We start from the raw sequence: 12,064 nt of genomic DNA, 5'->3' as shown, positions 1-12,064 counted from the left end.
AAAAACCATTTTTATTTAATGGTTATTATACACATTGTGACTTCAAATGAAATTACGGGTTATGAATGAGGGATTATTCAGACAGACCCAATGTCACTCAAGGTTGACGATCGGCCTTTTTGACCGACTGCGTCACGATGGCCACGGCCTCATCGGCCTTTCCATTCAAGAGACAGGTCCCCGGCCAACTCAGCCTCAGGGGCGCAATCTGCGCCATGGGGCCGCCCACATACACTTTCAAATTCGGGTTCACCAACAGGGGCAAGATGTCTGACAACGCCTGGGCCACAGCGTCTAAATGGCGATCCGTAGACATGGACAGGGTCACCGCATCAAACCAATCCGATTGAAAGACACGCTTGAATTCGGCCATGTCCTGGGGGGAACAGAGGGTCACATTCCAGCCCGAATGGCGGAAAAATTCACTCAACATGAAAACCCCTAAGCCATGGTGTGACCCGGGCTCGGTCATCAGCAGCAAGTTCAAGCCGTTGGGCTGAGCGCAGCCTTCCGATAGAAATTCAGCGCTGAATTCATGTAAGGTTTGGTGCAGTCGGGAATGGGCGATGGTGCAATGGACAAAGTCGACCTCGTCGGACAACCAACGCTCCCCCAATAATTGGGCTGCAAGTCCTATGCCGCTGAGGTAAATATCCGCCAATGCGTGGCCCTGCCGGTGCCACCCCATCAAGATATCCCGGGTTGCATCCATGCTGTTGAGGGCAGCCTCAGCCAGCAAGACCACCTGGCGGTGATCGAGCGCTGACTTTTGGTCAAATGTCGAGCCGCCAACCAGACGTGGACTGGCGCCCAGACGAAAATTGGCCTTTGAAACTTGACTTTCAAACGTCCACCGTTTGTTCTGTGAAACAGCCGCCTTCTCAAATTTAAATTGAGCCACTACAACCACCTCTTGTTCGATTTGACGCTCTAGTGTGAAGTAAATTGGAGCCAACCCATTTAGGTGTAAACCCTGAATGTCACGTTTATTGTCAATTTATATTGACACTCGCTGCTTCAGTCCTTAAAGTGAGCTCAGTTGATGTTCAAAAAGGTCAGAGATGCAGCAGTCCCAACCCCAGGCTTTGTACACGCCAGAGCAACGCGCTCGACGTGATGCAACCCAGTGGACATTGGTTCAAGGTGTCTTGGCGCCTGTTCAATTTTTGGTTTTTTTGGTCAGTCTGTACCTGGTATTGAACAGCCTGAAAACCGGTGAGCACACCGATTGGGCCTTGGCGTCGGTGGTGGTCAAAACCCTGGTGCTTTACGCCATCATGATCACGGGCTCCATCTGGGAAAAAGTGGTCTATGGCAAATACCTGTTTGCACACGCATTTTTCTGGGAAGACGTGGTCAGCATGGTGGTCCTGGCCTTGCATACCGCCTACCTGTGGGTGTGGTGGCAAGGCCAATGGTCCTCTGCTGACCAACTGTGGTTGGCTCTGGCCGCCTACGGCACCTACGCCATCAATGCGGCGCAATACATTCGCAAATTGCGCATGGCCCGACTACAAAAAATCCCCGAAGCCACGATGGCTTCGAATGCTCAGGTGATCTCATGAGCCCTGTCATCCCCATTCGAGCCGAAGCCGCCCAAGGCTGCACCGATGTCATCCCGCTGGTCGAGCGCGGGCAAAGAGAAGTGTTCTGCGGTTTGACCGGCATCATCTGGCTGCACCGAAAAATCCAAGACGCCTTCTTTTTGGTGGTGGGTTCACGGACCTGTGCGCACCTGATTCAGTCGGCAGCCGGCGTGATGATTTTTGCCGAACCCAGGTTTGGCACCGCCATCATCGACGAGCGTGATTTGGCTGGCTTGGCTGATACCCATACCGAGCTCGATCGGGTGGTCAATCAACTGCTGTCGCGCCGTCCCGAAATCAAATTGCTGTTCTTGGTGGGCTCATGCCCTTCGGAAGTGATCAAACTGGATTTGTCACGTGCAGCCTCAAGGCTGTCAACGCAATACTCCCCCTCGGTGCGCATCCTGAATTATTCGGGCAGCGGCATCGAAACCACTTTCACGCAAGGTGAAGATGCATGCTTGGCCTCGATGGTGCCTGAACTTCGCACGCCTGCATTGAATCCCGCCCCTGAATTGCTGATCGTCGGCACCTTGGCCGATGTGGTGGAAGACCAGTTTGTGCGGATTCTGAACCACATGGGCATTGAGCGTGTGCGCTTTTTCCCGCCGCGCCGTGCCGATGACCAACCCAGCATCGGTGCCAACACGCGCTTGCTCTTGGCGCAACCTTTTTTGGCCGATACCGCCCGAGTTCTGCAAGAGCGTGGCGCTAAGCTGTTGCCCGCACCGTTCCCATTGGGCGTGGAAGGCACCAGGGCGTGGCTGCAAGCAGCGGCCACGGCATTTGATGTCTCGCCTGAAAGATTTGAAGCCGCTGTGAGCGCGCCTCAGGCCAGGGCCATGGCGTCACTGGCCAAAGCCAAACTGCACTTGGATGGAAAAAGCATCTTCTTTTTCCCAGACTCGCAACTGGAAATCCCCTTGGCCAGATTTTTGTCACGCGAACTGGGCATGCGTTTGCTGGAAGTGGGAACACCGTACTTGCACCGCCAGCACATGGCCAAGGAATTGGCATGGCTACCCGCAGGCACCCTGGTCTCTGAAGGCCAGGATGTAGAAAAACAACTGGACCGATGCCGCAAACTGCGCCCCGACATGGTGGTGTGTGGCTTGGGATTGGCGAACCCCTTGGAAGCCGAGGGCATGACCACCAAGTGGGCGATTGAGTTGGTCTTCACCCCCATTCAGGGCTTTGACCAAGCGGGCGATCTGGCCGAGCTCTTCACCAGACCTTTGGTGCGCCGCATGCGCCTGGCCGCTTAAAGGAGTCCACACCATGCAATTGACACTCTGGACTTACGAAGGGCCGCCTCATGTGGGCGCGATGCGGGTGGCCACGGCGATGGAAGACGTGCACTACGTGTTGCATGCCCCGCAAGGTGACACTTACGCCGATTTGCTGTTCACCATGATCGAGCGTTTGCAAAAACGCCCGCCCGTCACTTACACCACATTCCAAGCGCGAGACTTGGGCGGCGACACCGCCGAATTGTTCAAGACCGCTGCGCGCGATGCGTTTGAGCGATTTGCCCCCAAAGCCATGCTGGTGGGTGCCTCTTGCACGGCCGAATTGATTCAAGACGACCCGGGCGGTTTGTGCAAAGCCCTGCAATTGCCGATACCGGTGGTGGCCCTGGAGTTGCCGTCGTATCAGCGCAAAGAAAATTGGGGCGCTTCAGAAACTTTCTACCAACTGGTTCGTCACCTGGCTGCTCCCAAAACCGCCGATCAAAGGGCAGAGTCTGCCAAGCCACGGTGCAACATCTTGGGCCCCACCGCCTTGGGATTCAGGCACCGCGATGACTTGGCAGAAATACGCAAGCTGCTGACCGACATGGGCGTGGAGATCAATGTAGTGGCCCCTTTGACGGCCACTCCTGACGATATCGCGCGCTTGGCCGATGCAGATTTCAATGTGGTTCTCTACCCTGAAATTGCCCAATTGAGCGCGCAGTGGTTACAACGCAATTTTCAACAGCCCTTCACCAAAACCATCCCCATTGGGCACAACGCAACCTGTGCTTTTATTCGGGAAGTCGCAGAACTTGCCGGGTTCGATCCAGAAGCCACCTTGTCCAAGGCCGTGTCACGAGCCGCTTGGTACAGCCGCTCGGTCGATTCCAACTACTTGACGGGCAAACGGGTGTTTGTGTTTGGCGATGCCACACATGCCGTGGCCGCCGCCAAAGTGGCAGCGCAAGAAATGGGCTTCACGGTGGTGGGCATTGGCACTTACAGCCGAGAGTTTGCGCGAGAAGTGCGTGACGCCGCAAAGATTTACGGTGTGGAGCCCTTGATCAGTGACGACTATTTGGAAATAGAAGCACACATCGCGCAGTTGAATCCTGAGTTGGTGCTGGGCACCCAAATGGAGCGACACATTGCCAAGCGTTTGGGTGTGCCGTGTGCGGTCATTTCAGCCCCAGTGCATGTGCAAGATTACCCTGCTCGCTACTCACCTCAAATGGGCTTTGAGGGCGCCAGCGTGTTGTTCGACACCTGGGTGCACCCCCTGATGATGGGCCTGGAAGAGCATCTGATTGGGATGTTCCGCGGCGATTCAGAATTCCATGAAGATGCTGCGCCTTCTCACTTGGGCGGTGGTGTCCATGCGCAAAGTCAGCAAGACACATTAAAAGCGATGCCCTTGGATCAGCCACAAACGACCCACGCGTCCACCGCTTCAGAAAGTATCACCGTAGCGGCATGGGATGCAGGCGCAGAGAAAGAGCTCAAAAAAATACCATTTTTCGTCCGCGGCAAGGCCCGGCGAAATACCGAGCGATACGCCACCGAACGCGGCATCTCGGTGATCACGACGGAGACACTGTATGAATCTAAAGCTTACTACTCACAGTCCTAAGCTCAGTCCTCGTGACAGCGCCCCCATCAAAATGGTGGTGGTGACCATGGACACGCACTTTGCAAGTTCATTCAACCGTGCCAATGACCAATTGAAGCGTGATTTTCCTGGTCTCACATGGTCACTGCACGCAGCTTCAGAATATGCGGGCAACGATGCGCTCATCGCCAAATGCAAGGCCGACATTGCCTCAGCCGACATTGTGTTGTGCGGCATGTTGTTCCTAGAAGACCACTTTCTACCCATCTTGGACGATCTGCGCGCCCGTCGCATGAACTGCGATGCCATGGTTTGCATGGCCAGCGCCACCGAGGTGACGCAACTCACGCGCTTTGGTCAGTTTGACATGAGCAAACCTGCCAGCGGCCCCATGGCGCTGTTGAAAAAATTGCGTGGCGGCAGCAAAGACAAGCCCGCTACAGGTGGTGCCACACAAATGAAGATGTTGCGCCGCTTGCCTCAATTGCTGCGCTTCATTCCCGGCACCGCACAAGACGTGCGCTCTTACTTCATCACCTTGCAATATTGGCTGGGTGGCTCTGACGACAATGTCTTGAACATGGTGCGCCACCTGATTGACCGCGGTGCCGATGGTCCTCGCAAATCACTGCGCGGCCAGATCAAGGTTCAGGCGCCAGTTGACTATCCCGAAGTAGGTGTGTACCACCCCCGAATGAGCGGAAGGTACAGTGAAGACGCCCAAGCCTTGCCTTTACCACAAGGCATTACTGTAAAAGGCACCGTCGGTATTTTGTTGTTGCGTTCCTATTTGCTGTCGGGCAATGCGGGTCATTACGATGGCGTGATTTCGGCCTTGGAGGCCAAGGGTTTGCGCGTGATTCCGGCTTTTGCAGCCGGCTTGGACTCCCGCCCAGCCATTGATGCTTTTTTCATCCAAAACGGCCAAGTTTGCGTGGATGCCGTGGTCTCGCTCAGTGGTTTTTCGCTGGTCGGTGGCCCTGCCTACAACGATGCAAAGGCCGCGGAAGAGGTATTGGCCAAACTGGATGTGCCCTACGTGGCCGCGCATCCCGTTGAATTTCAGACGCTTGACCAATGGGGCGGCTCTGACCGTGGTTTGTTGCCGGTGGAAAGCACCATCATGGTGGCCATTCCAGAACTCGACGGCTCGACCAGCCCCATCGTTTTTGGTGGGCGTCCAGGCGCAGCAGGTGTGACCTGCACAGGCTGTCACCATGCTTGTACTTTTGGTGAGAGTACCAACGCGCAAGACATGCATTCGTGCCCAGAGCGCGCCATCATGTTGGCCGCACGGGTCAGCAAGTTGGTGGCCTTGAAGCGAAGCGAGCGGCAAGACCGCAACGTGGCCATTGTGTTGTTCAACTTTCCGCCCAATGCAGGCAACATCGGCAGTGCCGCTTACCTGTCGGTTTTTGAATCTTTGTGGCACACCCTGACCGCCATGAAAGCGCAAGGCTACCAAGTTGATGTACCGAAAAGCATCGACGATTTGCGCGATGCCGTGCTGCACGGCAACGCCTCGCAATACGGTGCAGACGCCAACGTGCACACCTTGATTTCTGCCAACGACCATGTGCGCCGAGAGCGCTGGCTGAATGAAATTGAAGCGCAGTGGGGCCCCGCACCCGGGCGTCAATTGAGCAACGGCAGTTCCATCTTCGTGCTGGGCAAACAGTTTGGCAATGTGCTCATCAGCGTGCAGCCTTCTTTTGGCTACGAAGGTGACCCCATGCGCTTGCTGTTTGAAAAAGGCTTGACACCTACACACGCGTTTTCTGCCTTTTATCGCTACCTGCGCGAGGATTTCAAAGCCCATGCGGTACTCCACTTTGGCACGCACGGCGCACTAGAATTCATGCCAGGCAAACAATCAGGCATGGGCGGTACCTGCTGGCCCGATCGTTTGATTGACGATTTGCCCAACATCTATCTCTACGCATCCAATAACCCTTCAGAGGGGGCGATTGCCAAGCGTCGTTCAGGCGCGACCTTGATCAGTTACCTGACACCGCCCATTGCACAAGCGGGCTTGTACAAAGGTTTGAATGAACTGAAGTCATCGCTTGAGCGCTGGCGCGCATTGGAAAGTGGCAACAGCGAGCGTTTCGCTTTGGCTGCTGTCATTCAAGCCCAAGCTGTCGAACTGGATTTGGTGGCAGCAGAGCCAGCATGGGACGCGACTGTCATGGGCTCCGAGTTGGACCGAACAGTGATGCGTCTGGGCGAAGAAATGCTCGAGCTGGAGTACACGCTGATTCCGCATGGTTTGCATGTGGCCGGTCGTGCCACCAGCCCAGCCCAGCAGGTTGACATGTTGTTGGCCATGGCGGATGCCAACCATGGCATGCAACTGGATCGTGCGGCTGTCGAGGCCTTGGTAGAAGGTCATTCGCCAGAGCGTGCTTTGACGGCTGCAGGCTTGCCGCGCAACCACGCCAGCTTGGATGTGTTGCGTGAGTTGGTGGAACCACAAGCTCACCTGGCTGTTGACACCGAAGTGTCTGCCATTCTGCGCGCTTTAGACGCTTGCTATATTCGTCCAGCGCCAGGTGGCGATATTTTGCGCACACCGGCTGTGTTGCCAACGGGCCGCAACATCCACGGTTTTGACCCCTTCAGAATTCCAAGCGCCATGGCCGTTCGGGATGGCAAAGTGCAAGCCCAGTTGTTGATTGATCGCCACTGTGCCGATGGCAACCCCTTGCCAGAATCGATTGCCATGGTGTTGTGGGGCAGCGACAACCTGAAGAACGAAGGCGCGCCCATTGCACAGGCCTTGGCCTTGATGGGGGCCATGCCCCGCTTTGACACTTATGGCCGGATCGCAGGTGCCACGCTCATCTCCTTAGAGGAATTGGGACGTCCTCGCATTGACGTGATCATGACCTTGTCAGGCATTTTCCGTGATCTCATGCCACTGCAAATCAAGCTCTTGGCCGAGGCTGCTTATCTGGCGGCATCGGCAGACGAGCCCTTGGAAATGAATTGGGTCCGAAAGCATGCACTGGCTTACCAGCAAGAGCATGGCTGCAATTTGGAAACCGCCTCGTTGCGCGTTTACGGCAATGCCGAAGGTGCTTACGGCTCCAACGTCAATAACTTGGTGGAAAGCAGCCGCTGGGACGATGAAGGCGAATTGGCTGAGACTTACAAGCGCCGCAAAGGTTTTGCTTACGGTCGCACGGGACGTGCCGTGCAACAAACAGCGCTGTTGCAAACCGCTTTGGCCGATGTGCAACTGACCTATCAAAACCTGGATTCTGTTGAGCTGGGCGTCACCACCGTGGACAACTACTTTGACACCTTGGGCGGTATCACCCAAGCGGTGAAGGCGGCCAAAGGCGGTAAAACACCACCCGTTTACATCGGTGATCAAACCAAGGGCAACGCCGCTGTGCGCTCTTTGAATGAACAAGTGTCCATCGAAACCCGCACCCGCATGCTCAACCCCAAGTGGTACGAAGGCATGCTGGAGCACGGCTACGAAGGCGTGCGTCAAATTGAAGTTCACGTGACCAACACGATGGGCTGGTCTGCCACCACAGGCCAAGTGCAACCTTGGGTTTACAAGCAACTGTCTGAGACTTTCATGCTGGACCCCGCCATGCGTGATCGCCTGGCCAAACTGAATCCAACGGCCTCAGCCCGCGTGGCCAACCGTTTAATCGAAGCATTTGAACGCAACTATTGGCAGCCTGATGCCGAGACCTTGCAAGCCCTTCGCCAAGCCAGCGAAGAATTGGAAGATCGCCTTGAAGGCGTATATGAAGGAGCTCCCGCATGAACGTTGAAACCTTGCCATTTCCCACAGTGAAACGCAATCAGAAATTGGATGGAGAGGGCAGCTTGCAAGTTCAGCTGGACCCGGATGTGAAAATTGGCAATGCCAAAGTCTTTGCCATTTATGGCAAGGGCGGCATTGGCAAGAGCACCACATCGTCTAATTTGTCTGCTGCCTTTTCCAAAATGGGCAAACGTGTTTTGCAAATTGGCTGCGACCCCAAGCACGACAGCACTTTCACACTGACCAAGAAGATGCTGCCTACGGTCATTGACGTGCTGGAGAGCGTGGACTTTCACGCTGAAGAATTGCGCGTCGAAGACTTTGTGTTTGAAGGCTACAACGGCGTGATGTGTGTGGAAGCCGGCGGACCACCCGCAGGCACAGGGTGCGGTGGTTATGTCGTTGGTCAAACCGTCAAGCTGCTTAAAGAGCACCACTTGTTAGAAGACACCGATGTGGTGATTTTTGACGTGTTGGGCGATGTGGTGTGCGGTGGATTTGCAGCGCCTTTGCAACACGCCGATCGCGCCATGATCGTGACCGCCAATGATTTCGATTCCATCTTCGCGATGAACCGCATTGTGCAAGCCATTGGCGCCAAGGCTAAAAATTACAACGTGCGTTTGGGAGGCGTGATTGCTAACCGCAGTGCTGCCACCGATCAAATTGACAAGTACAACGACCGCATTGGTTTGAAGCTGGCCGCTCATTTCCCTGATCTGGATGTGATTCGCCGCAGCCGCTTGAAAAAATCCACCCTGTTTGAGATGGAGCACTCACCCGAACTGGAGGCCGTGCAAAAAGAGTACATGCGACTGGCGGCCAACATGTGGTTGGGCGGCGAGGCCTATTCCGCAGTTCCCATGAAAGACCGCGATATTTTTGATCTGTTGGGCTTCGATTGAGGTTTTGAATCATGAGTGACATCACTTACGAACAACGCCGCGGCCAAATCGAAAACTACTTCGATCGTACAGCCGCTGCCGCGTGGGAAAAATTGACCTCCGATGCGCCGGTGGGTCGCATTCGCGCCTCGGTTCGAGCAGGGCGCGATCAAATGCGGTCGACTTTGGTGTCATGGTTAGGTCAAGACCTCAAAGGCAAACGCATTTTGGATGCAGGTTGTGGCACCGGTGCTTTGGCTGTAGAGGCTGCCCGCCTAGGCGCTGAAGTGGTGGCCATTGATTTATCCCCCACCTTGGTCGACTTGGCGCGGGAAAGAATTCCAGCGGATGTCGCACATTTGGTTGAGTTTCACAGCGGCGACATGCTCGACAAAGGCTTGGGGCACTTTGACCATGTGGTGGCAATGGATTCCATCATTCACTATGACACCGAAGATGCTGTCCATGCATTGGCACAGTTGGCTGAGCGCACCAGCCAGTCCATTGTGTTTACCTTTGCACCCCGCACACCCATGTTGGCCTTGATGATCTCTGTGGGTCGTTTGCTTCCAAGGGGCGACCGTGCACCTTGGCTAGAGCCGATGGCTGAGACACGCATTGCTGAGTTGATGAAGACGCATCCATCGTTGAACGGCTGGCAATGTGCCCGCGCGCACAAAGTGTCGAGCGGCTTTTACAAATCCAAAGCGATGGAGTGGGTCCGCTCATGAGAGCCAAAACATTTTCCAAGTTTGCAAAACAAATGCCTGCGAACTGGCTCCCGTTTGCGGATGTGGCCAGCCCTGGCTTGCCCTTGGCCCGTTTGTTGCGCTTGTCACTGTTCAAGTTCACCATGGGCATCACGACCGCCTTGATGATTGGGACATTGAACCGCGTCATGATTGTGGAATTGTTTGTGCCCGCTTGGTTGGTGTCATTGATGTTGGCCCTTCCCCTGCTGGTGGCGCCTTTCAGGGCCGTCACGGGCTACCAATCCGATGTCCACATCTCTGCATTTGGCTGGCGCCGGGTGCCATATATGTGGGGCGGCACCATGATTCAATTTTTGGGGCTTGCAGTCATGCCTTTTGCATTGCTGGTCCTGTCGGGTGGAGGACAGGTTCCTGTGCCTGAGTGGGTGGGTCAAGGCGCTGCTGCCATTGCATTCTTGATGGTGGGCGCAGGCTTGCAAACTTCGCAAACTGCAGGCTTGGCTTTGGCCACCGACCAAGCCAGTGAAGAAACTCGGCCACGTGTCGTGGCACTGATGTACACCATGCTCTTGGTCGGAGCCGTCTTTGGCAGTTTGGTGTACAGCTTTTTGCTCGCCAACTTCACACCAGAAATTTTGGTTCAAGTCGTGCAGGGAACGGCGCTGGTGGTATTGCTGCTCAACTGCGTCGCGCTTTGGAAGCAAGAGCCTCGCAATCATGAACGTGTCAAGGCCATGAAAACCGAAATTCGTCGCCCATTCAAAGAGGTTTGGGCCGAATTCATCGCTTTACCCCACGCCAAACGGTTTTTATGGGCCACGGCTTTGGGTACCATGGGATTCAACATGCAGGACATTGTGCTGGAGCCCTATGGTGGTGAAATTCTGAAATTGAGTGTGGGTGCCACCAGCGCTCTGACTGCCATGTTGTCTGCGGGTGGCTTATTGGGTTTTTATGTGGCTGGCCGCCAATTGGCCAAAGGCGTTGACCCGATGCGTCTTGCCGCTTATGGGGCATTGGCAGGCTTACCTGCATTTGCAGCCGTGATTTTTTCAGCGCCCCTGGATGCGGGTTGGCTGTTCAGGTTTGGCGCCATGGGCATTGGCTTTGGTGGCGGCTTGTTTGCGGTGGGCACATTGTTCACCGCCATGCGCATCGAGTCGAACTTTATAGGCTTGGCCTTAGGTGCTTGGGGCGCGGTGCAAGCCGCCGCCGCAGGCCTGGCCATGTTCTTTGGCGGTGCATTGCGCGACATCGTGAACACACTGGCCTCGCAAGGCGCTTTGGGCGAGGGTTTGACGGACCCCTCGGTGGCGTACAGCATGGTTTACCACGTTGAAATGCTTTTGTTGTTTCTCACCTTGGTTGCGGTTGGTCCCTTGGTCAAACGCAACACTTCTTTTTCTATCGCTGTCCCCCCAACCCTCGGTTTGACCGAGTCACGCATTTAATTGTTCAAAGGAGAAGACGTTATGCAAACAGTTGGCAACATCACTGGTTATGTCGATTTAGCCCAAATACTGCTTTATGTATTTTGGATATTTTTTGCAGGCCTGATTTGGTATCTGGTCGCGGAAAACCACCGCGAGGGCTATCCCCTGGAGTCCAGCAGCAGCGGACGCGCCGTGGTCAAAGGGTTCCCCATTCCCGCCCCCAAAACTTTCTTGCTTGAAGGCGGCAAAAGCGTCACGGTGCCTGATCTGACACGCAAAGAGCCGGCCTACAACGCCGTGGCAAGTAATCGAAGTACAGGCGCTCCCATTGAGCCCACTGGAAACGCCATGATTGCATCCGTCGGCCCAGGCGCATACACCATGCGCGAAGATGTCCCCGAACGGACATCCCATGGGGTGCCGCTGATTCAACCTTTGCGGATCGCCAGCGATTACACCGTCGCAGCGCAAGACGTCGACCCACGTGGCCTGCCCGTCATGGCTGGCGATGGCAAACAAGGTGGCACCGTCAAAGACATCTGGATTGATTCCGCTGAAATGATGTTCCGATATTTGGAAGTTGAAATCGCGGGTGGCCGCACCGTTTTGCTGCCCATCACGTTTTCCCTAGTTCGCAGAAACCAAGTTGAGGTGCATGCTGTCTATGCACGTCATTTCGCTGATGTGCCTGCCCTGAAAAATCCAGACCAAGTCACAAAATTGGAAGAAGAAAAAATCAGTGCTTATTACGGGGCCGGAACTTTGTATGCCGATGCCAAGCGCAGTGAGCCACTGATTTAAGGTTTCACAGCCATGC

Annotated in this window: 9 protein-coding genes; 8 read left to right on the top strand and 1 reads right to left on the bottom strand. The window is 55.2% G+C overall.

From position 1 onward, the window contains the following. Positions 1–97: 97 nt before the first annotated feature. On the bottom strand, positions 98–712 hold the full coding sequence (locus B9Z49_RS05600) for a cobalamin B12-binding domain-containing protein (protein WP_146188469.1): 615 nt from the start codon (positions 710–712) through the stop codon (positions 98–100). Positions 713–1,061: 349 nt separating this feature from the next. Between B9Z49_RS05600 and bchF the strand changes: the two genes are divergently transcribed. The 8 genes from bchF to puhA are packed head-to-tail and all read left to right on the top strand — an operon-like array spanning position 1,062 to position 12,048. Continuing rightward, entirely contained in the window at positions 1,062–1,565 is a 504-nt protein-coding gene (gene bchF / locus B9Z49_RS05595) for a 2-vinyl bacteriochlorophyllide hydratase (protein WP_108352443.1), read from the top strand. Further along, positions 1,562–2,851: a ferredoxin:protochlorophyllide reductase (ATP-dependent) subunit N gene (locus tag B9Z49_RS05590; RefSeq protein ID WP_108352442.1), complete on the top strand. Its 1,290-nt coding sequence runs from the start codon at positions 1,562–1,564 to the stop codon at positions 2,849–2,851. The genes bchF and B9Z49_RS05590 overlap by 4 nt, the downstream gene beginning before the upstream one ends. A 13-nt stretch (positions 2,852–2,864) precedes the next feature. Beyond that, positions 2,865–4,451, top strand: coding sequence for a ferredoxin:protochlorophyllide reductase (ATP-dependent) subunit B (gene bchB / locus B9Z49_RS05585; protein WP_108352441.1), 1,587 nt, complete (start codon positions 2,865–2,867; stop codon positions 4,449–4,451). Beyond that, the gene (locus tag B9Z49_RS05580) at positions 4,420–8,217 is read left to right on the top strand and encodes a magnesium chelatase subunit H (RefSeq protein ID WP_108352440.1); all 3,798 of its coding nucleotides are present in this window, start codon (positions 4,420–4,422) and stop codon (positions 8,215–8,217) included. The genes bchB and B9Z49_RS05580 overlap by 32 nt, the downstream gene beginning before the upstream one ends. Next, positions 8,214–9,122, top strand: a complete 909-nt coding sequence (gene bchL, locus B9Z49_RS05575; protein ID WP_108352439.1) for a ferredoxin:protochlorophyllide reductase (ATP-dependent) iron-sulfur ATP-binding protein — start codon at positions 8,214–8,216, stop codon at positions 9,120–9,122. Before B9Z49_RS05580 ends, bchL begins: the two co-directional genes overlap by 4 nt. Before the next feature lie 11 nt (positions 9,123–9,133). Beyond that, entirely contained in the window at positions 9,134–9,832 is a 699-nt protein-coding gene (gene bchM / locus B9Z49_RS05570) for a magnesium protoporphyrin IX methyltransferase (protein WP_108352438.1), read from the top strand. 32 nt (positions 9,833–9,864) lie between these two features. After that, a complete protein-coding gene (locus B9Z49_RS05565; RefSeq protein WP_233254522.1) occupies positions 9,865–11,265 on the top strand; it encodes a BCD family MFS transporter in 1,401 nt (466 codons plus the stop codon). Between the two features lie 21 nt (positions 11,266–11,286). Beyond that, positions 11,287–12,048 carry a photosynthetic reaction center subunit H gene (puhA, locus tag B9Z49_RS05560; RefSeq protein ID WP_108352436.1) on the top strand — a complete coding sequence of 254 codons (762 nt, stop codon included), beginning with the start codon at positions 11,287–11,289 and terminating at the stop codon, positions 12,046–12,048. Positions 12,049–12,064 lie beyond the last annotated feature (16 nt).

This window comes from Limnohabitans sp. 2KL-51 (assembly GCF_003063645.1).
Classification (GTDB): Bacteria; Pseudomonadota; Gammaproteobacteria; order Burkholderiales; family Burkholderiaceae_C; genus Limnohabitans_A.
The sequence above is the reverse complement of the archived record's forward strand: the minus strand, read 5'-3'. Positions and strand labels throughout refer to the sequence as shown.

Excerpts from the sequence above, each read along its gene's own strand:
- B9Z49_RS05600 (WP_146188469.1), bottom strand. The coding sequence starts at position 712 with ATGGATGCAACCCGGGATATCTTGATGGGGTGGCACCGGCAGGGCCAC.
- bchF (WP_108352443.1), top strand. The coding sequence starts at position 1,062 with ATGCAGCAGTCCCAACCCCAGGCTTTGTACACGCCAGAGCAACGCGCT.
- B9Z49_RS05590 (WP_108352442.1), top strand. The coding sequence starts at position 1,562 with ATGAGCCCTGTCATCCCCATTCGAGCCGAAGCCGCCCAAGGCTGCACC.
- bchB (WP_108352441.1), top strand. The coding sequence starts at position 2,865 with ATGCAATTGACACTCTGGACTTACGAAGGGCCGCCTCATGTGGGCGCG.
- B9Z49_RS05580 (WP_108352440.1), top strand. The coding sequence starts at position 4,420 with ATGAATCTAAAGCTTACTACTCACAGTCCTAAGCTCAGTCCTCGTGAC.
- bchL (WP_108352439.1), top strand. The coding sequence starts at position 8,214 with ATGAACGTTGAAACCTTGCCATTTCCCACAGTGAAACGCAATCAGAAA.
- bchM (WP_108352438.1), top strand. The coding sequence starts at position 9,134 with ATGAGTGACATCACTTACGAACAACGCCGCGGCCAAATCGAAAACTAC.
- B9Z49_RS05565 (WP_233254522.1), top strand. The coding sequence starts at position 9,865 with ATGCCTGCGAACTGGCTCCCGTTTGCGGATGTGGCCAGCCCTGGCTTG.
- puhA (WP_108352436.1), top strand. The coding sequence starts at position 11,287 with ATGCAAACAGTTGGCAACATCACTGGTTATGTCGATTTAGCCCAAATA.